The following is a 22,599-nucleotide window of genomic DNA, read 5'->3' as shown; positions in this document are numbered from 1 at the left end:
ACCCCGGCTGACCGGCGCGCCGCCCTCGACCGCGCGGCGCGCCTGCGTCAGCTCCCCGAAGCAGACCGCGACGCCATCCGCCTCGCACAAGACCCGAAGTTCCCCCGCCTGCTGGAGCAGATCACCGCAACCGGCGGCTGCTCCCACCCCGTCCACCTCTCCGGCTCCACCACCACCCTCGACGGTGCGACCGGCGAGATCCTCCACCACTACGACACCCGCAGCGAACCCGGCGAACGCCTCCTCGTCCGCTGCCGCAACCGACGCGCAACCATCTGCCCGGCCTGCTCCCACCTCCACGCCGGAGACACCTACCACCTCGTCCGCGCAGGCCTCCTCGGCGGCAAGAACGTCCCCGCCACCGTCCGCCACCGCCCCCGGCTCTTCGTCACCCTGACCGCCCCGTCCTTCGGCCCTGTCAACAGGGCTGTGGAAAACTGCCGCCCTCGCCGCGACGGAGGCACCTGCGAACACGGACGGTCCCTCGGCTGCGGCACCGTCCACGCCCCGGACGCTGCTGCCGTCGGCCAACCTCTCTGCCCGGACTGCTACGACTACACCGCCCACGTGCTGTGGCACGCACACGCCTCCAAGCTGTGGGACCGCTTCGTCATCGACGTCCGGCGGCGCCTCGCCTCCGCCGTCGGCCTCGTACAGTCCCGATTCGCAGCGCACGCCCGGCTGTCCTTCGCCCGCGTCGCCGAGTACCAGAAGCGGGCGGCCGTCCACGTCCATGCCGTCGTCCGCCTCGACGGCCCGACCGGCCCCGGAGACGAACCCCCGACCTGGGGCACGGCCGAACTCCTCATCGACGCCGTACGCGCCTCCGCCCGGCGGGTCCTGGTCCACACCTCCTACAGCCCGGCTGTGGGCGAGCTGGCCTTGCGCTGGGGCGCCCAGGTCGACGCCCGGCCCCTGCGCGCCGACGGTGACGGACCCGACGATGACGCGGTTGCCGCGTACGTCGCCAAGTACGTCACCAAAGGCGCGAGCGACACAGGCGCCGGCACTGACCACCCGCTCTCGACCTGGGACGACATCAAGTCGGCACCCGTGAGCGAACACACCCGAACCCTCATGCGGACCTGCTGGCGCCTCGGCGGCCTACCCGAATACGCCCCCCTCCGCCTGCGTGCCTGGACTCATACGCTCGGCTACCGGGGCCACATCCTCACCAAATCCCGCGCCTACTCCACCACCTACGCGGCGTTGCGCGCCCAACGCGCCCACCACCTGGGCCATGCCGACATCTCAGGCGCGGTCACCGAACGGGACTGGCGTTATGTGGGCTCCGGCCACACCCCCGGCGCCGCGCTCATCGCCGCCGGAATCGCCGAGGACATCGCGCAGAACCGCGCTGCCGCTTCCGAATCTCTCAGGGCTGGCGGTGATGGCGCCTGAGCGCGACACGGAAGGAACCGAGCAACACGGACGGCGAGCAGGCGGCAGTGCGATCGTGGATCGACAGACAGCTACGCGAGTCTCCCCCACTCTCCGACGATCAACTTCGGAGCGTGGGGGAGATCCTCGGACTTCAGCTCACTCGGCGGTCCGCCACACAGGCTTGAGAAGATTCGGATCGAAGGTCTTGTTGCCCTTTCCGCCAGGCACGGCGATCACCGCACCCAAGACCTTCTTGATCGCCTCGCGCTTCTGCGTGAGCGTCTTCGGCTTCCAAGACTTCCTGATGTCCTCCGTAGCCTCTTCGGCCTCCGCCTTCAAAGCCTCGTGCGCCTTCTGGTCGGCGCGCAACTCCTTGATACGACGTTCGAGGACTGGGAGGTTACGGAAGAACGTCTCGTCGTCGATGTCCGTGTCTTCGTCGTCGTGCCAGCGGCGTTCAAGCTCCCGGCGGCTCTTCAGGGCGCGTTCGAGCGCATCGGCCTTGTCCCAGTCCGGTACGTCCTGGGCCTTGGTCGCCGCGTCCTGTTCCAGCTTGGCGATCACCAGTTTCTCGATGGCGTCGTCTGTCTTGTCGCCGCGCTTGTAGGTCTTGTTGCAGCCACCGTCCACGGTCTTCTTGCACATGTAGGCGTGCTCGTACTTGAGCCAGTCGTTCGCCTTGATCCCGATCATCTTGTTGTTGCAGACCGTGCCGTCCTCCAGTACGTTGCCGCAGCGCAGGATGCCGGTCAGTAGGTACTTGTGAACCAAGCCACCGCGCGGCATTCCCGTCCCACCGCCCCGCTCCCTGATCTTGGCCGTGACAGCGAACCACTGCTTTGGGGTGATGATCGTTTCCCACTCACCGGTGATCGGTTGGTCGTCGCCATCCCGGACAAGCTCACCCTTGATCTCGCGGTAACCGCAGAGCCGCGCGTTCATCAGGACCTGCTTGACGGTCTGGTACTGGAAGGGATTTCCCCGGCTCGTGATGAATCCGGCCTCCTTCCACTGACGGGTGATCTCGGAGATCGACGCCCCGGCGATCACGTCGTGCACGGCCTTCCGGACCGCTTCGGCCTCCTTCTGGCGCAGCGTGATCTTGTCGTTCTCCCACCCGAAAGGGCGCCACGCTGAAACGGACTGTCCACGGATCGCTCGGCTGCGGTGGCTGTTCCGGCTCCTCCGCTGCTTCTTCCTGGTCTCGCTGAGGGACATGGCGACTCCCACAAGTCCCTTGATCTCGAACCCCTCGGCGTACAGGTCCTGGATGCCGTTCGAGTCGTGGTAGACGCGTCCCTCCTGTGAGGTGAACGCCTTCAGGTACCGCTCCCAATCGCTCGGGCGCCGGTACAGACGGTCGTCGTTCACGGCCATGACGCCGTGGACCGGGTACCCCTCCGGCGTCGCCCCTGCCGCAAGGTCGGCGAGCAACTGCTCGAAGTCGTCGCGAACGACGCTCTCCTTGCTGGCGCTCTTGTCGTTGTCCGTGTAGCGGTAGACGACCAGCCATCCGAATCTGCCGGCGGCCTCCGTCATGTCCCGGTGCTGGTCCTCGATGCCGTGGGCGTCCTTCACCCGGCCGTCGAACGAGATCCGTGCATAGCAGACAACGCACTTCAGGTTGGGATCGGCGGCCAGCATGGCGCGTACTTCCTCGACGGACGGCAGTCCTTCCGGCACGCCTCGCAGCTTGCTGATCACCTCGTCGCGCTTGCCCACGGTGTTCCCCCCTCGGTCCATGACTGGGCTGCTGGAACGACCGTAGCGCATATGGGAGTTCCAGTAATGCTCTACTCGATGAAGATCTCGCAGGACATCCGCCGTGAACACGGTGCCAGCCGGGCCGAGATCGCCGAGGGGATGGCGCAGAAGTCGAAGGAGTTCGCGCAGGCGGGGAACCGGGTGTACCTGCCCATCGCGGACTGATGGAGTGGCCGGGTAGCTCTTCTGCCAAAGGGCTGCCCAGCCGCCGGCCGCATGGACCCATGCTGCTTCTGCGAAGGAGGGCGGGTCGACTCGTCCCGAAAAACCGGCGGTTTCGACTCTGGATCTTTGTCAGCCCGCGGCGGATATCCATTCGACCGACTCTTGCGCGCCCTTGGGGACTGACGCATTTCCTGCTCGACGGCCACCACAAGCTGGAGGCGGCAGCATCGGCGGGACGTCCCGTGCAGCTTCTGTCGCTCCTGGCCCTGGGCGAGAGCTTGGCCGGACCCGGTGATCACTCGGACGCTCACCGTGTGCGGGCATCCCCGGCGCCCCGGCCCGGCAGGTGCGCGCCGGGCCCTGGGGGCGAGGGTGCGGTCCTGGTCGGGGTGAGGGCGCGGGGCGCTGGTTACTCCGGTTGGTGTTCCGGGCCTCCGAAGTCCGGGCTGCTGAAGTCGGGACTGGAGAAGCGCGGGCGGCGGCTCGGAGCTCCGTCGTCCGGGCTGCTGAAACCTGGTCGGCCATAGCCGAGTTGTGGCATGCGGCCGGTCGGTGCCGCCGGGCCCGTATGCCCCGGTGTGGGGGAGCGGGGGTCGGCGAGCGCGTCGCGCAGGAACGGCAGGATGCCCCGTTCGAGCAGGGCCTCCTGCCAGGCTTCCCTGGCCTGGGCGACCTCCTCGCCCAGTTCGGCGTAGGCGCCGCTGTCGAGCGAGGGGCGGTTGCGCAGCGCGGTGAGCAGCAGTCCGGCGGCGGCGGCGAGGATCGCGGCCGCAGTCAGGGCGCCGAACACCCAGCCCGTGGTGATCATGGACTGGGCGAACGCCTGGGTCGGGTCCAGCATCCTCAGGATGTAGCCGACGAGCAGGAAGAGGGCCGCCGCGGTCCCGGCGAGGACGGGGGCGAGCACCGCGACCACGGCGCCCGCGCCCGCGCCGTGAGTCTCGGCGACATCGCCCATGGTGGCGGCTGGTCGGAGGGGCCCGCCCGGCTCGGCCGAGTCGGCTTCGATGAGGGAGGACGGGACGGCCGGCGCCGGCCGGCGCAGTTCCTCGCGGACCTTGACGTAGTGGTGGTACTCGGTCGCCGCGGCCGCCGTTATGACAGCGGTGGCGCTCAGCGCCATGGTGCGCAGTTGTTCCGAGTTGAGCCGCTGTCCGGCAGCGGCCAGTTCCGGGTGGTGTGGGGCGGAGCGCAGCGCCTCATCGAGGATCCGCTCGTATTCCTGGCGGTCCTCGCTCAACAGGTGCTGCGGAACGCTGTTCATGTGCATCCCCCGATGCTCCGTAGGGCTTGGGGCTCGCATGGCGGCGAGCCGTCGGGCAGAAACGGAGGGGAGCCTGCTACGGATAAGCCGATGGTAGAGCCGTGACGGCGCGCGGTGACAGGGGGTTTCCACAAATTGGATGCCGACCTGCGCGGTCGTCTCCACGGGCGGGCTGCCCGGTGAACGGTCAGATGTTGAGGGGAAGTTGCTGGACCAGCAGCTTTCCAGCCATGGTCACGCCGCCGTCCATCGCGATGGCGAGTCCGTCGGCGTAGACGTGCGGCCCCTCCACGACCGGACCCGCGGACTCCTCGCCGTCCTCGGAGCCGACTTCGCCCAGCAGATAGGGAATGGGGCTGTGGCCGTGAACGATGCGGGTGCCGCCGTACGTATCGAGCAGGGAGCGTACGGCGTCGGCGCCGCCCTCGTCGCGGAAGGAGAAGCGCTTGGTGAACTTGCGGAACAGATCCCAGACTTCGTTCGCGTCGTTGCGGGTGAGCGTCTCGCGGACGGTGTCGTTGACCTCTTCGATCGAGGCACCGTAGTCGAGGTAGGAGGTGGTGTCGGAGTGCACGAGCAGGTAGCCGTCGACCGCCTCGACGGCGTCGAGCCGGGCCATCCACTGCAGGTGGTGGTCCTGGAGGCGGTCCATGTCGGACTTCTGCCCGCCGTTGAGCAGCCAGGCCGCCTGGAAGGTCGCGGTGCCCGCGCCGGAGTTGACGGGGGTGTCGCCGAACCGCTTGGCGCCGAGCAGCAGCAGCTCGTGGTTGCCCATGAGGGCCTTGCAGTAGCCGCCGGCCGCGGCCGCCTCCGCGGACAGCCGCATCACGAGGTCGATGACGCCGATGCCGTCCGGGCCGCGGTCGGTGAAGTCGCCGAGGAACCACAGCCGCGCGGTGCCCGCGCACCACTGGCCGGCGGAGTCGACGAGCCCCTTCTCCTGAAGCGCGGCGACCAGCTGATCCAGGTAGCCGTGCACGTCACCGACGACGTAGAGGGGACCCGGGGCGGTGACGGACTGCCGGGTCGGCGCGGAGACCGGGTCGACCGCCACCTGAAGCGTGTCACCGCGCTTGATGACCGGCAGGTCGCGCTCGGTGGGCGTGTACGCGGCCGGGTAGCCCTCCTTGGGAGCCGCGGGAGCCGCGGGAGCCGCGGGAGCCGCGGGAGCCGCGGGGGCCTCCTCGGGCGGCCGGACCGTTTCGGCGGGCTGCGTGCCGTGGGCGTACGGACCGGTCTCGTTCACGTACGCGGGAACCCGGAAGTCGCGCAGCGTAGCCGTCCGCTCCACCTCGGGTCCCTGACCGGCCCCCTGAGTCATCGACCCCTCCACCATCGCGCTGCCTGTGCACCGCTTCGGACTGCCTGGTCGCAGCGGCCCGCGGTGTCGTGGGCCCATCATAGGAACGCGGATCGCGCCATGTGATGACCCAGGGGTGGTGAATCGGGACTGGACTCCGGTTCACCGTGGCTTTCGCCCCGATTGGGCAGTCTTCGGCAATCCCGCGGTCACCCGTGTCCCGGGTAATCCCGCGGCCACCTGTCCTAACGGCCCTCCGATGCGCGGGGCGGGCTGATCGTCCTGCGCTGGGTGCGCCGCTGGGACGAGGTCCGCACGATCAGCTCGGTCGGTATGACCTGCTCGACCGGTTGGTCCGACTCGACCCCTTCGATGGCGTCGATGAGGAGCTGGACGACCGCCGTGCCGATCCGGCGCGGCTTCAGGGAGAGCGTGGTGATGGGCGGCTCGGTGTTCGCGTACACCGTGGACTCACTGCAGCACACCAGCAGCAGGTCGTCGGGGACGCGCAGGCCGTAGCGGCGGGCGGCGGCGAGCAGATCGGTGCCGTTGGGGTCGAAGAGTCCGTAGACGGCGTCGGGCCGGTCGGGGCGGGCCAGCAGCCGGTCGGCGGCGACGGCGCCCGCGCACGGGTCGTGGGCGGGGTAGGCCTCGTACACCGGGTCCTGGCCGACGCGCTTGCACCACTGGAGGTAGGCGGTCGTCGACAGGTGGGTGTAGGTGTCCGTCGTGGTGCCGGTGAGCAGGCCGATACGGCGGGCGCCGGCCTCGGCGAGGTGGTCGAGGATGCCGAGGACGGCGGCTTCGTGGTCGTTGTCGACCCAGGCGGTGACCGGGAGCGCGCCGGCCGGGCGGCCGTCGCTGACCACCGGTAAGCCCTGCCGCACCAGCTCGCTGACGACCGGGTCCTGGTCGGAGGGGTCGATGACGACCGTGCCGTCCAGGGCGACGTTCGACCACACGTCGTGGCGCGAGGTCGCGGGCAGGATGACCAGGGCGTAGCCGCGGGCGAGCGCGGCCGAGGTGGCGGCGCGGGCCATCTCGGCGAAGTACGCGAACTCGGTGAAGGTGAAAGGTTCATCCCCGTACGTCGTCACGGTCAGGCCGATGAGGCCCGACTTGCCGGTACGGAGAGTGCGGGCCGCGGCCGAGGGGCGGTACCCCAGCCGGTCGGCGACCTCGCGGACATGGCGCCGGGTGGCGTCGGGGAGGCGCCCCTTGCCGTTGAGGGCGTCGGAGACGGTCGTGATGGACACTCCGGCGGCGGCGGCCACGTCTCTGATGCCCGCCCGGCCCGGCCGGCTCCCTCGGCGTGAGGTTTCCGCGCGGCTCACCTGGTGCTTCCCTGCTGCTGTCATGGCGAGCCGATAGTAGGGCTCTTGCGGTGGGGTAGTGCGGACGCATATGCACGCGTTGACAGGCACGTTTCTGCATGGTCGTTGTGGCCCAAGTGCCTTTGAAACCATGGCAGTTACCCGGTGCCATGTTAGGACGTGACGTGGTGGCACGTATGGGCCTGCCGACCCCTCGATGTCTCGAAGAGGTCTCAACTCACCTTCACGAGGGATGCGCGCCACGGCGCAAGCCACCGGCGCATAGATATATGTGGACGCGCCCCCCATTTCATCCATATTCATATGAAGACGCCCTGGATGTCGGTGTGACGGACGAGGTCGGGCCTCGCGTACGAGTGATGGCTTCCGACCCATACGCAGCGGCGCCCAATCCTCATAAGGTGTGCAGTATTGGATGCCGGTGGTGGTCACGAGGAGGACTGCGGTGAGCGAGACAAGCCCGAAGCTGCGTGCCGAGCTGGAGGGTATCCCCACCTACAAGCCGGGGAAGCCCGCCGCGGCCGGCGGTCCGGTGGCGTACAAGCTGTCCTCGAACGAGAACCCCTACCCGCCGCTGCCGGGGGTCATGGAGACGGTGACTGCGGCCGCCTCCTCCTTCAACCGCTACCCGGACATGGCGTGCACGGGCCTGACCAACGAGCTGGCCGAGCGGTTCGCCGTGCCGGCCTCGCACGTGGCCACGGGCACCGGTTCCGTCGGTGTCGCCCAGCAGCTGATCCAGGCCACCAGCGGCCCCGGCGACGAGGTCATGTACGCCTGGCGGTCCTTCGAGGCGTACCCGATCATCACGCAGATCAGCGGGGCGGCCTCCGTGCGGGTCCCGCTGACGCCGGGCGATGTGCACGACCTGGACGCGATGGCGGACGCGATCACCGAACGCACGCGTCTGATCTTCGTCTGCAACCCGAACAACCCGACCGGCACGGTGGTGCGGCGGGCCGAGCTGGAACGGTTCCTCGACCGCGTGCCCTCCGATGTGCTGGTGGTCCTGGACGAGGCCTACCGCGAGTTCATCCGCGATGCCGAGGTGCCGGACGGGGTGACGCTCTACCGCGACCGGCCGAACGTCTGCGTGCTGCGCACGTTCTCGAAGGCGTACGGCCTCGCCGGGCTGCGCGTCGGCTTCGCCATCGCCCACGAGCCGGTGGCGGCGGCGCTGCGCAAGACGGCCGTGCCCTTCGGGGTGAGCCAGCTGGCGCAGGAGGCGGCGATCGCCTCGCTGCGCGCCGAGGACGAGCTGCTGGGCAGGGTCGGCTCGCTGGTGTGCGAGCGCACCCGTGTGGTCGACACGCTGCGCTCCCAGGGCTGGACGGTGCCCGAGACGCACGCCAACTTCGTGTGGCTGCGGCTGGGGGAGCGGACGGTCTCCTTCGCCGAGGCCTGCGAGCGGGCCGGCGTGGTGGTCCGGCCGTTCCCGGGCGAGGGCGTGCGGGTCACCGTCGGGGAGACCGAGGCGAACGACATCTTCCTGAAGACGGCGGAGGCGTTCCGCAAGGAGGCCTGATCCGGTCGGGTCCGAGCCGGCCAGGCCTGGTCCGGCAGGCCTGATCCGGTCGGGTCCGAGCCGGCCCTCGGTCGGCCGAGGGTGCCGCGGCATCTCATGAGGAGGGGGTCCCCCCAGAGCTTGGGGGGACCCCCCTTCGCTGTTCGAAAGCAGGTGCGCCATAATTGCTTGTGAATGTGAACGCGTTCACAAGCGAGTCCGATTGTTGCCTGTTGTGCAGGGCACATCGGGATGAACCGCAGCCGTGATCGCGGTGACGTAAGGAGAGTGACGACGTGAACCTGGCTTTGGCGCCGGAGACACTGGCGCGCTGGCAGTTCGGCATCACGACCGTCTACCACTTCCTGTTCGTTCCCCTGACGATCTCGCTGGCCGCCCTGACGGCCGGACTGCAGACCGCCTGGGTGCGCACGGAGAAGGAGAAGTACCTCAGGGCCACCAAGTTCTGGGGCAAGCTCTTCCTGATCAACATCGCCATGGGCGTGGTCACCGGCATCGTGCAGGAATTCCAGTTCGGCATGAACTGGTCGGACTACTCGCGCTTCGTCGGTGACATCTTCGGTGCCCCGCTCGCCTTCGAGGCACTGATCGCGTTCTTCTTCGAGTCCACGTTCATCGGACTGTGGATCTTCGGCTGGGACAAGCTGCCCAAGAAGATCCACCTGGCCTGCATGTGGATGGTGTCGCTCGGCACGATTCTGTCGGCGTACTTCATCCTCGCGGCCAACTCGTGGATGCAGCACCCCGTCGGCTACCGGATCAACGAGGCCAAGGGGCGCGCCGAACTCACCGACTTCTGGGCGGTGCTGACCCAGAACACGGCGCTCAGCCAGGCCTTCCACACGCTCTCCGCCGCCTTCCTGACCGGTGGCGCCTTCATGGTCGGCATCGCCGCCTACCACCTCGCCCGCAAGAAGCACGTGCGCGAGATGAAGACCTCGCTGCGGCTCGGCCTGATCACGGTCGTCATCGCCGGCCTGCTCACCGCGGTCAGCGGTGACGTCCTCGGCAAGGTCATGTTCAAGCAGCAGCCGATGAAGATGGCCGCGGCCGAGGCGCTGTGGGACGGACAGGAGCCGGCGCCGTTCTCGATCTTCGCCTACGGCGATGTGGACAAGGGCCACAACACGGTGGCCATCGAGGTCCCCGGTCTGCTGTCCTTCCTGGCCAACGACGACTTCACCTCCTACGTCCCCGGCATCAACGACGTCAACAAGGCCGAGCAAGAAAAGTTCGGGCCCGGCGACTACCGGCCCAACATCCCCGTCGCCTACTGGGGATTCCGCTGGATGATCGGGTTCGGCATGGCGTCCTTCGCCATCGGCCTCGCGGGACTGTGGCTGACCCGCAAGAAGTTCCTGCTGCCGCAGCGTCTGCGGGTCGGCGACGACGAGGTGCCGCATCTGGTGCTGCTGCCGAACAAGGCGCTCGGCCCGCGGCTGACCACCTGGTACTGGCGCATCGCGATCTGGACGCTGGCCTTCCCACTGATCGCCAACTCCTGGGGCTGGATCTTCACCGAGATGGGCCGTCAGCCGTGGGTCGTCTACGGCGTGCTGCAGACCCGGCACGCGGTCTCCCCCGGTGTCTCCCAGGGCGAGGTCCTCACCTCGATGACCGTCTTCACGCTGCTCTACGCCGTCCTCGCCGTGATCGAGGTCAAGCTGCTGGTGAAGTACGTGAAGGGCGGCCCGCCCGAGCTCACGGAAGCCGACCTCAACCCGCCCACGAAGATCGGCGGCGACGAGCGTGACGCCGACAAGCCGATGGCCTTCTCGTACTAGGCCGAGGGAGCTGCACAGCCATGGAACTGCACGACGTCTGGTTCGTCCTCATCGCCGTCCTGTGGACCGGCTACTTCTTCCTGGAGGGCTTCGACTTCGGGGTCGGCATCCTCACCAAGCTGCTCGCCCGGAACCGGCCCGAGAAGCGGGTGCTGATCAACACCATCGGCCCGGTCTGGGACGGCAACGAGGTCTGGCTGCTCACGGCGGGCGGTGCCACCTTCGCCGCCTTCCCGGAGTGGTACGCCACGCTCTTCTCCGGCTTTTATCTGCCGCTGCTCGTCATCCTGGTCTGCCTGATCGTGCGCGGAGTCGCCTTCGAGTACCGGGCCAAGCGGCCGGAGGAGAACTGGCAGCGCAACTGGGAGAGCGCGATCTTCTGGAGCTCGCTGATCCCCGCCTTCCTGTGGGGTGTGGCCTTCGGCAACATCGTGCACGGGGTGAAGATCGACCGGAACCTCGAGTACGTCGGCGGTGTCGGAGACCTGCTCAACCCGTACGCGCTCCTCGGCGGACTGGTCACCCTGACGCTGTTCACCTTCCACGGCACGGTGTTCACGGCTCTGAAGACCGTCGGTGACATTCGCGAGCGGGCACGGAAGCTGGCTCTGCGCGTGGGGCTGGTGACGGCCGTGGCGGCGTTGGCGTTCCTGCTGTGGACCCAGGCCCACACGGGCAACGGCAGGAGCCTGGTAGCGCTTCTCGTGGCGGTGGTCACCCTGGTGTCCGCGCTCGTGGCGAACCAGGCGGGGCGCGAGGGTTGGGCGTTCGCGCTGTCGGGCGTCACCATCGTGGCCGCCGTGGCGATGCTGTTCCTGTCGCTCTTCCCGAACGTCATGCCGTCCACGCTCAACGCGGACTGGAGCCTGACGGTGACCAACGCCTCGTCCAGCCCGTACACCCTGAAGATCATGACCTGGTGCGCCGGGATCGCCACGCCGATCATCCTGCTCTACCAGGGGTGGACCTACTGGGTGTTCCGCAAGCGGATCGGTACGCAGCACATCGCCGAACCCGCGCACTGAGTCCGGTGAGGGTGTGTTTCACGTGAAACACACCCTCGGGGCCGAAGGGCATGTTCTCCATGAAACCGATTGATCCGCGACTTCTGCGTCACGCCCGTGCCATCCGGCTCTTCCTGGTGGCCGTAGTCGGGCTGGGTGCCATCGGGGCATGCCTGGTCATCGCCCAGGCGATGCTCATCGCCGAGGTGGTGGTGGGCGCCTTCCAGCACCGGATGCCGGTCGCCGAACTCCGCACTCCTCTGCTGCTGTTGGTTGTCGTCGCCTGTGGCCGTGCGCTGGTCTCCTGGCTGACCGAGCTGGCCGCACACCGGGCGAGCGCGGCGGTGAAGTCCGAGCTGCGCGGACGGCTGCTGGAGCGTGCGGCGGCGCTCGGCCCCGGCTGGCTGAGCGGGCAGCGCACGGGCTCGCTCGTGGCCCTGGCGACACGGGGTGTCGACGCCCTGGACGACTACTTCTCGCGCTATCTGCCGCAGTTGGGGCTGGCCGTGGCCGTCCCGGTGGCGGTGCTCGCCCGGATCGTCACCGAGGACTGGGTCTCGGCGGCCATCATCGTCGCCACCCTGCCCCTCATCCCCGTCTTCATGATGCTGATCGGCTGGGCCACGCAGTCCCGCATGGACCGCCAGTGGCGGCTGCTGTCCCAGCTGTCGGGGCACTTCCTGGACGTCGTCGCGGGACTGCCGACCCTGAAGGTGTTCGGCAGGGCCAAGGCACAGGCGGAGTCGATCCGGCGCATCACCGGGGAGTACCGGCGGGCGACCATGCGCACGCTGCGGATCGCCTTCCTGTCCTCCTTCGCCCTGGAGCTGCTCGCCACGCTGTCGGTGGCGCTGGTCGCCGTGACGATCGGCATGCGGCTTGTGAGCGGCGACATGGACCTCTACATCGGGCTGGTCATCCTCGTGCTCGCGCCCGAGGCCTACCTCCCGCTGCGTCAGGTGGGCGCGCAGTACCACGCGGCGGCAGAGGGACTGGCGGCCGCCGAGGAGATCTTCGCCGTGCTGGAGGCCCCGGTGCCGGACTCCGGCACCGGGGCCGTGCCCGCCGGGGCCCTGGCCTTCGAGGACGTGAGCGTCCGCTATCCCGGGCGGTCCGCGGACGCGGTGACGGATGTGTCCTTCTCGGTGCGGCCGGGGGAGACAGTCGCGCTCGTCGGGCCGAGCGGTGCGGGCAAGTCGACACTGCTGAACGTTCTGCTGGGGTTCGTGAAGCCCAGTGCGGGCCGGGTGCGCGTCGCGGAGACCGATCTCGCCGAATTCGACCTGGAGCAGTGGCGCTCGCGCATCGCCTGGGTGCCGCAGCGGCCGCACCTGTACGCGGGAACCATCGCCGAGAACGTACGGCTTGCACGGCCCGACGCGGACGACGCCGCCGTACGCGGGGCGCTGGCCGACGCCGGTGCGCTGGAGTTCGTGGACGCGCTGCCGGAGGGACTGGACACCCGGCTCGGAGAGGACGGGGTCGGGCTCTCCGCCGGGCAGCGGCAGCGGCTCGCGCTCGCCCGGGCCTTCCTCGCCGACCGTCCCGTCCTGCTGCTCGACGAACCGACGGCCGCCCTGGACGGAGCGACCGAGGCGGAGGTCGTGGACGCGGTGCGGCGGCTGTCCGCGGGCCGGACGGTGCTCCTGGTGGTGCACCGGCCCGCACTGCTGGACGTGGCGGACCGGGTCGTGCGTCTAGACGGGACGGAGTCCCCCGGGCCGGCTCCGGCCGTGGCCCGCACCGCCGAGGCACGCCCCGTGCGAACGGTGGAGCCCGGACCGGTCTCGGCTCCGGTCGAACCCGGGACCGAGGCCACCACGGTCGCGCGCGGCGTCCTCGCCCGGGTGCGGGCGATGTCCGGTCCCCGGCGCGGCCGACTCGCCCTCGCCCTGCTGCTGGGCAGCCTGGCGCTCGGCAGCGCGGTCGGGCTGATGGCGACCTCCGGGTGGCTCATCTCGCGGGCGTCCCAGCAGCCACCCGTGCTCTACCTGATGGTGGCCGTCACCGCGACCAGGGCCTTCGGTATCGGGCGTGCGGTCTTCCGGTACGCGGAGCGGCTGGTTTCGCACGACGCGGTGCTGCGGATGCTCGCCGACACCCGGGTGGCCGTCTACCGGAGGCTGGAGCGGCTGGCACCCGCCGGGCTGCGCCGGATGCGCCGCGGTGACCTGCTGACACGGCTCGTCGCCGACGTGGACGCACTCCAGGACTACTGGCTGCGCTGGCTGCTGCCCGCCGGCGCGGCCCTGACCGTGTCCGCTGCCTCCGTCGCCTTCACGGCCTGGCTGCTTCCGGAGGCCGGGGCGGTGCTCGCGGCCGGCCTGCTCGCGGCCGGGGCCGGCGTCCCGCTGGTCGCCGTGGCCGTGGCCCGGCGTGCCGAGCACCGGCTCGCCCCCGCGCGCGGCGCCCTCGCCACCCGCGTGACCGAACTGCTCACCGGAACCGCCGAACTGACCGTCGCGGGCGCCCTGCCCGCCCGTATCACCGAGACCCGACGGGCCGACCGGCTGCTCACTCGGATCGCCTCGCGTGCCGCCACCGCCACCGCGCTCGGCGACGGGCTCACCGCGCTGATCTCCGGACTGACCGTCGCGGCGACCGCCCTCGTCGGCGCCCAGGCGGTCGCCGACGGGCGGCTCGGCGGCGTGACCATGGCGGTCGTCGTCCTCACGCCGCTGGCCGCCTTCGAAGCCGTCCTCGGCATGCCGCTCGCCGTGCGCTACCGGCACCGGGTACACCGCAGCGCGGAGCGGGTGTACGAGGTCCTGGACGCCCCCGAGCCCGTCCGTGAACCGGAGCGGCCCCGGCCGGCGCCCGCCTCGCCGTTCCCGCTCGCCGTCAGGAACCTGACGGCGCGGTACGCGGGGCAGGACCGGGCGGCGCTCGCCGGACTCGACCTGACGCTCCAGCAGGGCCACAGGGTGGCCGTGGTCGGGCCGTCCGGCTCCGGCAAGACGACGCTCGCCCAGGTACTGCTGCGCTTCCTCGACGCGGAGACGGGCACGTACACCCTCGGCGGCGTCGACGCCCACGCCGTGGACGGCGACGACGTACGGAGGCTGGTCGGGCTGTGCGCCCAGGACGCGCATCTCTTCGACAGCTCGGTCCGCGAGAACCTGCTGCTCGCGAAGAAGGACGCGACCGAGGCCGAACTGCGGGACGCCCTCGCTCGGGCCCGGCTGCTCGGCTGGGTCGACGCCCTGCCCGACGGACTCGACACACTCGTCGGCGAGCACGGTGCCCGGCTGTCGGGCGGACAGCGTCAGCGGCTGGCCCTGGCCCGCGCCCTGCTCGCCGACTTCCCGGTGCTGGTGCTCGACGAACCCGCCGAACACCTCGACCTGGCCACCGCCGACGCGCTCACCGCCGATCTGCTGGCCGCCACCGAGGGCCGTACGACGCTGCTCATCACCCACCGCCTGGCCGGGCTGGCGGCCGTGGACGAGGTGATCGTCCTCGATGAGGGGCGCGTCGTCCAGCGGGGACCGTACACGGAACTGGCCGCGCTGCCGGGACCGCTGCGGCGGATGGTCGAACGGGAGACGCAGACGGAGCTGCTGGTGGGCGCGCGGTAGCGGCCCGTTCGCGGGCCGTCCTCCCGGGCGGCCCGCCCGCTACGGCCGCTCCCCCAGCAGCCGCTCGATGACGACAGCGACCCCGTCCTCGTTGTTGGCGACCGTCCGTCCGGACGCCGCGGTGATCGCGGCGGGGTGTGCGTTGCCCATGGCGTAGGACCGGCCGGCCCAAGTGAGCATCTCGACGTCGTTCGGCATGTCGCCGAAGGCGACGACCTCGTCGTGCGAGATGCCGCGCTCGGCGCAGCACAGGGCCAGAGTGCTGGCCTTGGAGACGTCCGGACCGCTGATCTCCAGCAGGGCGCTGGGGCTGGACCGGGTGATGGTGACGTGCTCGCCGGCGGCGAGGCGGGCGACGGTGAGGAAGGCGTCGGGGTCCAGCGTGGGGTGGTAGGCGAGGATCTTCAGGATCGGCTGCCCGGCTCCGACTCCGTCCGGCGCCAGCAGTTCCTCGGCCGGCGCGAGGACGTCGGGTATCTCCATGTGCAGCTTCGGATAGAGCGGCTCCTGATGGAAGCCGTAGGTCTGCTCGACCGCGTACACCGTGCCCGGTGCCGCCTCGCGCACCAGTCGTACGGCGTCCAGCGCGTTCTGCCGGGCCAGCTCCCGCACCTTCACGAAGCGGTGGGCGCCGGGACCGCCGTGCAGGTCGACCACGGCGGCGCCGTTGCCGCAGATCGCCAGACCGTGGCCGTGCACATGGTCGCTGACCACGTCCATCCAGCGGGCCGGGCGGCCGGTGACGAAGAAGACCTCGATGCCCGCCTCCTCGGCCGCCGCCAAGGCGGCGATCGTGCGCGGGGAGACCGACTTGTCGTCGCGCAGCAGGGTGCCGTCGAGATCGGTGGCGATCAGCCGAGGCGGAACGCCGGGGATGCCCCCCGGCTCGAACGAGGTCGAGAGCTGGGATGAGGCCGGGGTCTCGGGCCGTCGAGTCGCTGAGGTCACCGCGTCATTGTCGTCTATATGTCCGCACGATCGTGCGATAGTTCGCACATCTGAGGGGTTGTCTCGGTCACGTCAGCTGGGAGGGCGCTTCCATGGCGATCCGCTCGAAGACCTTCTGGTCCGCGGCGAAGTCCGAGTCGGGGATCGGCCAGTGGATCACGATCTCGGTGAAACCCAGCTCCTGGTGGCGGCCCGCGAAGTCGACGAACGCGTCGAGGGACTCGAGCGGACGACCGCGGTCGGGGGTGAATCCGGTGAGCAGGACCTTGTCGAGCGCGGAGGCGTCACGGCCCGCCGCGGCACACGCGTTCGCGAGCTTCTCGGTCTGGGCGCGAATGGCCTGAACGGACTGCTCCGGCGTGCCGTTCTCGTACAGCTTCGGGTCACCCGTGGTCACCCAGGCCTGCCCGTACCGAGCGGCTAGCCGCAGCCCGCGCGGCCCGGTCGCGGCCACGGCGAACGGCAGCCGGGGCCGCTGTACACAGCCGGGGATGTTGCGCGCCTCGTGCGCCGAGTAGAAGTCGCCCTCGTGCGACACTCCGTCCTTGCCGTCCTCGGTCAGCAGCCGGTCGAGCAGCGGAACGAACTCCGCGAAGCGGTTGGCCCGCTCCCGCGGCGTCCATGGCTCCTGCCCCAGCGCGGTGGCGTCGAAGCCGGTGCCGCCCGCGCCGATGCCGAGGGTGATCCGGCCCCCGGAGATGTCGTCGAGGGAGATCAGCTCCTTGGCGAGGGTGACCGGGTGCCGGAAGTTCGGTGAGGTCACCAGGGTTCCCAGCCGCATCCGGTCCGTCACGGCCGCGGCGGCGGTCAGCGTCGGCACGGCCCCGAACCACGGGCCGTCCCGGAAGCTGCGCCAGGACAGGTGGTCGTAGGTGTAGGCGGCGTGGAAGCCGAGCTGTTCGGCACGCGTCCATGCCGAACGGCCGCCCTCGTGCCAGCGGCGGTACGGAAGGATCACGGTGCTCAGACGCAGACTCATGACCCCGAGCCTAAACACACGCGGCTGTTTCACGTGAAACGGTCACCCCAGCAGGCCGACGGCGATGGGCTGAAGTGGATCAGTGGGCCTCGGAAAACCGCAGGTACCGGGGTGGCACGGACTGCGTCAGCCACACACCGTTGGCACTGACATGGAAAACATGGCCGTCGCGGTGCATGGCGGCCGCGTCCACCGCGAGGACGACCGGGCGACCACGGCGGGCGCCGACCCGGGTCGCGGTCTCGCGGTCGGGCGAGAGATGCACGTCATGCCGGTTCATGGGCCGCAGCCCCTCGCTGCGGATCGCCTCCAGGTTGCGGGCCACGGTCCCGTGGTAGAGGTACGGCGGCGGTGTCGCGGCCGGCAGTCCGAGGTCGACGCCGATGCTGTGTCCCTGACTGGCGCGAATGCGGCTGCCCTCGACCGCGAAGCGCCGTTTGTCGTTGGTGGCGACCACGTGGTCCAGTTCCTCACGGCTGAACCGGAAGCCGTTCGCGGCCGCCGCCCTGATCAGCGCGTCGATCTCGACCCAGCCACCCTCGTCGAGCGTGAGCCCGATCCTCTCGGGCTGGTGGCGAAGGTGCTTGGCGAGGTACTTCGACACCTTCACGGTGCGTCTTTCGTCCATGCCATCAGCCTGCCGGGAGAGACGCGGATCACGCAGGTCAATTCCGCCCGGGAGGTTTGATCCACAGCCAAGTGATGTTGTCCACAGGAAAGAGGCGCGAAGCTGTGGACAACTGGTCTCCGATTCAGGGGTGTTGGCCCGGATCCGCGGTACCCAGCGGCGGCTTCGCCCGTGCGAGCCGGCGCCGCGCCCGCGGGGTGAAGCGGGACATCGCGCGGAGGAGACGGGCCTCCGGCGTCACCGGTACCACCGCCTCGTCGCGCACGACCGCGCGCAGGATCGCGTCGGCCACCTTCTCCGGCGGGTAGCCGCGCAGTCCGTACAGGCGGGCCGCGCGCCGCCGCCGGCGCTTCTCCTCCTCCGCGGGGACACCCGCGAAGTGCGCCGTGGACGTGATGGCGGTGTCGACGAAGCCGGGACAGACCGCGGTGACGCCGATCCCCTGCCCGGCCAGCTCCGCGCGCAGGCACTCGCTCAGCATCAGCACCGCCGCCTTGGAGGTGCTGTAGGCGGGCAGGGCCTTCGAGGGCTGGTACGCGGCCGCGGACGCGGTGTTGACGATGTGGCCGCCCTGTCCCCGCTCGGCCATCCGCTTCCCGAACAGCCGGCAGCCGTGGATCACTCCCCACAGATTGACGTCGAGGACCTTCCTCCAGTCCTCGGTGGTGTGGTCGAAGAACGAGCCGGACAGGCCGATGCCCGCGTTGTTCACCAGGACGTCCACCACGCCGTACTCGGCGTCGACCTTCTCGGCCAGCTTCTCCATGGCCTGCTCGTCGGAGACGTCCACCGCCTCGGCCCAGGCGGCCGGCGCCCCGAGCCGCCGCGACTGCTCGGCGGTGCGAGCCGCGGCCTCGGCGTTCCGGTCGACGGCCACCACCCGCGCGCCGGCCTGGGCGAAGGCGTACGCCGTGGCCCGTCCGATGCCGCTGCCCGCGCCGGTGACCAGCACGAGCTGCCCGGCGAAGCGGTCGGTGTACTTCCCGGTGGCGGCCGGCCGTGGCTGCCCGTCCTCGGTGGCCGTGACGAACTGGGTGATCCAGGCCGCCAGCTGGTCGGGCCGGGTGCGCGGGATCCAGTGCCCGGCGGGGAGCGTGCGGCGCACCAGGCCGGGAGCCCACTGCTCCAGGTCGTCGTACAGGCTCTCCGAGAGGAAGGCGTCGTCGAGCGGGGTGATGAGCTGTACCGGCGCGTGCGCGTGGGCGTCCGCCCGTGGTCTGCGCAGCCGGGTCCGCACGTTGTCCCGGTACAGCCAGGCGCCGTGTGCCGCGTCCCGGGGCAGCGACGAGGTCGGGTAGTCGTCGCCGGGCACCTTCTCGACACGCCTCAGAATGCCCGGCCAGTGCTTGCCGAGCGGGCCGTGCCAGGCCAGCTCGGGCAGCTTGGGCGTGTGCAGCAGGTACACGTACCAGGACTTGGCGCCCTGGCCGAGGAGCCGGCCCACCCGGCGCGGGGTGGGGCGCTTGACGCGCTCGGCGATCCAGTGGCCGAAGTGGTCGAGGGACGGCCCGGACACCGATGTGAAGGAGGCGATCCGGCCCTCGGTGCGCCGGACGCTGACGAACTCCCAGGACTGCACCGAGCCCCAGTCGTGCCCCACCAGGTGCACCGGCCTTCCGGGGCTCACCGCGTCCGCGACCGCCAGGAAGTCGTCGGTCAGCTTGTCGAGGGTGAAGCCTCCGCGCAGGGGCCGCGGCGCGGTGGAGCGGCCGTGGCCGCGGACGTCGTAGAGCACGACGTGGAAGCGGCCGGCGAGGCGCTCGGCGACCTCCGACCAGACCTCCTTGCTGTCCGGATAGCCGTGCACCAGGACGACCGTGGGCCGCTGTGCGTCGCCCAGTTCGGCCACGCACAGCTCGACCCCGCCCGTGCGCACCCGGCGTTCCCGCGCGCCCTTCAGCATCGTCACTTCTCCTCCGCTCTCCTCCACCGAGGTCGGATACGGCTGCCGAACGTGGCTGTGCCGTGACGCCGGCGACTGTGACAGTTGTTAGACCAGTCGTCAACAGTGCGGTCTCCGGCATCCGGACTCCGCAGGCCGTCCGGCCCCCAGGGGCCCGACCCCTAAGGTCCCCGTAATACTCGAGGGGGACTCCAAGACGGCTCTGGGGTCTGACGACCGGCGTGGTCCGGATCACTACCGTCGTAGACGTGACTGTGATCGCGACCGAAAGCCTGAGCAAGCGGTTCCCACGGGTGACCGCGCTTGACCGGCTCTCCGTGGACGTCGGACCGGGTGTGACCGGACTCGTCGGCGCCAACGGAGCCGGCAAGTCCACACTCATCAAGATCCTGCTGGGTCTGTCCCCCGCCACCGAGGGCCGCGCCGAGGTGCTCGGCCTCGACGTCGCCACCGAGGGCGCCGCCATCCGTGAGCGCGTCGGCTACATGCCGGAGCACGACTGCCTGCCGCCCGACGTCTCGGCCACCGAGTTCGTCGTCCACATGGCGCGCATGTCCGGCCTGCCCCCGACCGCCGCCCGCGAGCGCACCGCGGACACCCTGCGCCACGTCGGCCTGTACGAGGAGCGCTACCGCCCCATCGGCGGCTACTCCACCGGTATGAAGCAGCGCGTGAAGCTCGCCCAGGCCCTGGTGCACGATCCACAGCTGGTCTTCCTCGACGAGCCGACCAACGGCCTCGACCCGGTCGGCCGTGACGACATGCTCGGCCTGATCCGCCGCATCCACACCGACTTCGGCATCTCCGTCCTGGTCACCTCCCACCTGCTGGGTGAACTGGAGCGCACCTGCGACCACGTGGTCGTCATCGACGGCGGCAAGCTCCTGCGCTCCAGCTCCACCACCGACTTCACCCAGACCACGACCACCCTCGCCATCGAGGTCACCGACAGCGACGAGCACCCGGACGGCACCCGAGCCGTGCGCGACGCGCTCCACGCGCGCGGGGTGGAGACCCAGGACGGCACCGGCCTGCCGGGCGCGGGACACGTCCTGCTGCTCACCGCCCAGGGCGAGGAGACGTACGACCTGGTGCGGGACGTGATCGCGGACCTCGGTCTCGGCCTGGTGCGCATGGAGCAGCGACGGCACCACATCTCGGAGGTCTTCCGGGACAGCGACGAACAGAGCGACGCACAGGGGAAGGAGGCGGTCGGCCATGGCGGTTGAACCCACCGCGGCAGTGCCCACGGGTGACCAGACCCGCATCCACAACATCGGCTACCGCAGCTACGACGGACCCCGCCTCGGCCGCGCCTACGCCCGCCGCTCGCTGTACTCGCAGTCCCTGCGCGGCGCCTACGGCCTCGGCCGCTCGGTGAAGTCCAAGGTGCTGCCGATGCTGCTGTTCGTGGTGATGTGCGTGCCCGCGGCCATCATCGTCGCCGTCGCGGTCGCCACCAAGGCCAAGGGCCTGCCCATCGAGTACACGCGCTACGCCATCATCATGCAGGGCGTCATCAGCCTGTACATCGCCTCGCAGGCACCCCAGTCCGTCTCGCGCGACCTGCGCTTCAAGACCGTGCCGCTGTACTTCTCACGGCCCATCGAGACCGCCGACTACGTGCGCGCCAAGTACGCGGCGCTGGCCTCCGCGCTGTTCATCCTGACCGCCGCCCCGCTGCTCGTGCTCTACGTGGGCGCGCTGCTGGCCAAGATGGACTTCGCCGACCAGACCAAGGGATTCGCCCAGGGAGTCGTCTCCGTGGCACTGCTCTCACTGCTCTTCGCCGGCATCGGCCTCGTCATCGCCGCCGTCACCCCGCGCCGCGGCTTCGGCATCGCCGCCGTGATCGCCGTACTGGTCATCTCCTACGGCGCCGTCTCCACCCTCCAGGCCATCGCGGAGGCCCGGAACAACTCCGGCGCCATCCCCTGGATCGGCCTGTTCTCACCGGTCACCCTCGTCGACGGCGTGCAGACCGCCTTCCTCGGCGCGACCTCCTCGTCACCCGGCGCCGCCGGCCCGGGCAGCGGACAGGGCGTCGTCTACGTCCTCGTCGTCCTCGGCCTCATCGCCGCCGCATACGGCCTCCTGCTGCGCCGCTACAAGAAGGTGGGACTGTGACGACCCTCAGCATCGACCACGTCTCCCGCTGGTTCGGCAACGTGGTCGCCGTCAACGACATCACCATGACGATCGGCCCCGGCGTCACCGGCCTGCTCGGCCCCAACGGCGCCGGAAAGTCCACGCTGATCAACATGATGGCCGGCTTCCTCGCCCCCTCCACCGGCACGGTCACCCTCGACGGGCAGCCGGTGTGGCGCAACGAGAAGATCTACCGGCACATCGGCATCGTCCCCGAGCGGGAGGCGATGTACGACTTCCTCACCGGCCGCGAGTTCGTCGTCGCCAACGCCGAACTGCACGGCCTGGGCGCCAAGGCCGCCCAGAAGGCGCTCGCCACCGTCGAGATGGAGTACGCGCAGGACCGGAAGATCTCCACCTACTCCAAGGGCATGCGCCAGCGCGTCAAGATGGCTTCCGCGCTGGTCCACGACCCCTCGCTGCTGCTGCTCGACGAGCCGTTCAACGGCATGGACCCGCGCCAGCGCATGCAGTTGATGGACCTGCTGCGGCGCATGGGCGACGAGGGCCGCACCGTGCTGTTCTCCTCCCACATCCTGGAGGAGGTCGAACAGCTCGCCTGGCACATCGAGGTCGTCGTCGCCGGACGGCACGCCGCCAGCGGCGACTTCCGCAGGATCCGCCGCCTGATGACCGACCGGCCGCACCGCTACCTGGTGCGCTCCAGCGACGACCGCGCCCTGGCGGCCGCGCTGATCGCCGACCCGTCGACGTCCGGCATCGAGGTCGACCTCGCCGAGGGCGCGCTGCGCGTCCAGGCCGTCGACTTCGGCCGGTTCACGACCCTGCTGCCGCGGGTGGCCCGGGACCACGGCATCCGGCTGCACACGGTCTCGCCCTCCGACGAGTCCCTCGAGTCCGTCTTCTCGTATCTGGTCGCGGCGTAGGAGGC

At 70.1% G+C, this 22,599-nt stretch carries 16 protein-coding genes and 1 pseudogene; 9 read left to right on the top strand and 8 right to left on the bottom strand.

Going from position 1 to position 22,599, the window contains the following annotated elements; genetic code table 11:
• Window positions 1-42 precede the first annotated feature (42 nt).
• A complete protein-coding gene (locus ACFY3J_RS08110) occupies window positions 43-1,401 on the top strand; it encodes a replication initiator (protein ID WP_390840627.1) in 1,359 nt (452 codons plus the stop codon).
• Window positions 1,402-1,539: 138 nt separating this feature from the next.
• Here ACFY3J_RS08110 and ACFY3J_RS08105 read toward each other — a convergent pair whose 3' ends face one another.
• Complete coding sequence (locus tag ACFY3J_RS08105) at window positions 1,540-3,105, bottom strand: recombinase family protein (RefSeq protein ID WP_390840555.1); 1,566 nt, start codon at window positions 3,103-3,105, stop codon at window positions 1,540-1,542.
• Between the two features lie 75 nt (window positions 3,106-3,180).
• Here ACFY3J_RS08105 and ACFY3J_RS08100 point away from each other — a divergent pair.
• Window positions 3,181-3,312: pseudogene (locus tag ACFY3J_RS08100) on the top strand (thiamine biosynthesis protein ThiC); the annotation flags it as partial.
• A 409-nt stretch (window positions 3,313-3,721) separates the two neighbouring features.
• Here ACFY3J_RS08100 and ACFY3J_RS08095 read toward each other — a convergent pair.
• The 3 genes from ACFY3J_RS08095 to ACFY3J_RS08085 all read right to left on the bottom strand — a co-directional run bounded on the left by ACFY3J_RS08095 (window position 3,722) and on the right by ACFY3J_RS08085 (window position 7,234).
• Entirely contained in the window at window positions 3,722-4,582 is an 861-nt protein-coding gene (locus ACFY3J_RS08095) for a hypothetical protein (RefSeq protein WP_384174289.1), read from the bottom strand.
• Window positions 4,583-4,763: 181 nt separating this feature from the next.
• The gene (locus ACFY3J_RS08090) at window positions 4,764-5,912 is read right to left on the bottom strand and encodes a metallophosphoesterase (RefSeq protein WP_390840554.1); all 1,149 of its coding nucleotides are present in this window, start codon (window positions 5,910-5,912) and stop codon (window positions 4,764-4,766) included.
• Window positions 5,913-6,121: 209 nt separating this feature from the next.
• Complete coding sequence (locus ACFY3J_RS08085; protein ID WP_384174283.1) at window positions 6,122-7,234, bottom strand: LacI family DNA-binding transcriptional regulator; 1,113 nt, start codon at window positions 7,232-7,234, stop codon at window positions 6,122-6,124.
• Window positions 7,235-7,655: 421 nt separating this feature from the next.
• On the opposite strand from ACFY3J_RS08085, the gene hisC reads away from it, so the two are divergent.
• From hisC to cydD, 4 genes are all read left to right on the top strand, one after another.
• A complete protein-coding gene (hisC, locus tag ACFY3J_RS08080) occupies window positions 7,656-8,735 on the top strand; it encodes a histidinol-phosphate transaminase (protein ID WP_384174280.1) in 1,080 nt (359 codons plus the stop codon).
• 275 nt (window positions 8,736-9,010) lie between these two features.
• Window positions 9,011-10,519, top strand: coding sequence for a cytochrome ubiquinol oxidase subunit I (locus ACFY3J_RS08075; RefSeq protein WP_384174277.1), 1,509 nt, complete (start codon window positions 9,011-9,013; stop codon window positions 10,517-10,519).
• 20 nt (window positions 10,520-10,539) lie between these two features.
• Complete coding sequence (gene cydB / locus ACFY3J_RS08070; RefSeq protein WP_384174274.1) at window positions 10,540-11,544, top strand: cytochrome d ubiquinol oxidase subunit II; 1,005 nt, start codon at window positions 10,540-10,542, stop codon at window positions 11,542-11,544.
• A 59-nt stretch (window positions 11,545-11,603) separates the two neighbouring features.
• On the top strand, window positions 11,604-15,101 hold the full coding sequence (gene cydD, locus ACFY3J_RS08065; protein WP_390840553.1) for a thiol reductant ABC exporter subunit CydD: 3,498 nt from the start codon (window positions 11,604-11,606) through the stop codon (window positions 15,099-15,101).
• 39 nt (window positions 15,102-15,140) lie between these two features.
• Here the strand turns inward: cydD and ACFY3J_RS08060 are convergent, their stop codons facing one another.
• The 4 genes from ACFY3J_RS08060 to ACFY3J_RS08045 form a co-directional block, all read right to left on the bottom strand.
• Window positions 15,141-16,049: an HAD-IIB family hydrolase gene (locus ACFY3J_RS08060; protein WP_384174268.1), complete on the bottom strand. Its 909-nt coding sequence runs from the start codon at window positions 16,047-16,049 to the stop codon at window positions 15,141-15,143.
• 67 nt (window positions 16,050-16,116) lie between these two features.
• Window positions 16,117-17,028, bottom strand: coding sequence for an LLM class flavin-dependent oxidoreductase (locus ACFY3J_RS08055; RefSeq protein WP_390840552.1), 912 nt, complete (start codon window positions 17,026-17,028; stop codon window positions 16,117-16,119).
• A gap of 79 nt (window positions 17,029-17,107) precedes the next feature.
• Entirely contained in the window at window positions 17,108-17,656 is a 549-nt protein-coding gene (locus ACFY3J_RS08050; protein ID WP_384174262.1) for an RNA 2'-phosphotransferase, read from the bottom strand.
• Between the two features lie 124 nt (window positions 17,657-17,780).
• Window positions 17,781-19,559, bottom strand: coding sequence for an SDR family oxidoreductase (locus ACFY3J_RS08045; protein WP_384175048.1), 1,779 nt, complete (start codon window positions 19,557-19,559; stop codon window positions 17,781-17,783).
• 254 nt (window positions 19,560-19,813) lie between these two features.
• Here ACFY3J_RS08045 and ACFY3J_RS08040 point away from each other — a divergent pair, with 254 nt between their 5' ends.
• From ACFY3J_RS08040 to ACFY3J_RS08030, 3 genes are read left to right on the top strand one after another with little or no spacing between them, the layout of a single operon-like run.
• On the top strand, window positions 19,814-20,788 hold the full coding sequence (locus tag ACFY3J_RS08040) for an ABC transporter ATP-binding protein (protein WP_384175046.1): 975 nt from the start codon (window positions 19,814-19,816) through the stop codon (window positions 20,786-20,788).
• Window positions 20,778-21,686: an ABC transporter permease gene (locus tag ACFY3J_RS08035; RefSeq protein WP_390840551.1), complete on the top strand. Its 909-nt coding sequence runs from the start codon at window positions 20,778-20,780 to the stop codon at window positions 21,684-21,686. Before ACFY3J_RS08040 ends, ACFY3J_RS08035 begins: the two co-directional genes overlap by 11 nt.
• Complete coding sequence (locus ACFY3J_RS08030) at window positions 21,683-22,594, top strand: ABC transporter ATP-binding protein (RefSeq protein WP_390840550.1); 912 nt, start codon at window positions 21,683-21,685, stop codon at window positions 22,592-22,594. Before ACFY3J_RS08035 ends, ACFY3J_RS08030 begins: the two co-directional genes overlap by 4 nt.
• Window positions 22,595-22,599 lie beyond the last annotated feature (5 nt).

Source organism: Streptomyces sp. NPDC001231, assembly GCF_042896885.1.
Lineage (GTDB): Bacteria > Actinomycetota > Actinomycetes > Streptomycetales > Streptomycetaceae > Streptomyces.
The sequence above is the reverse complement of the archived record's forward strand: the minus strand, read 5'-3'. Positions and strand labels throughout refer to the sequence as shown.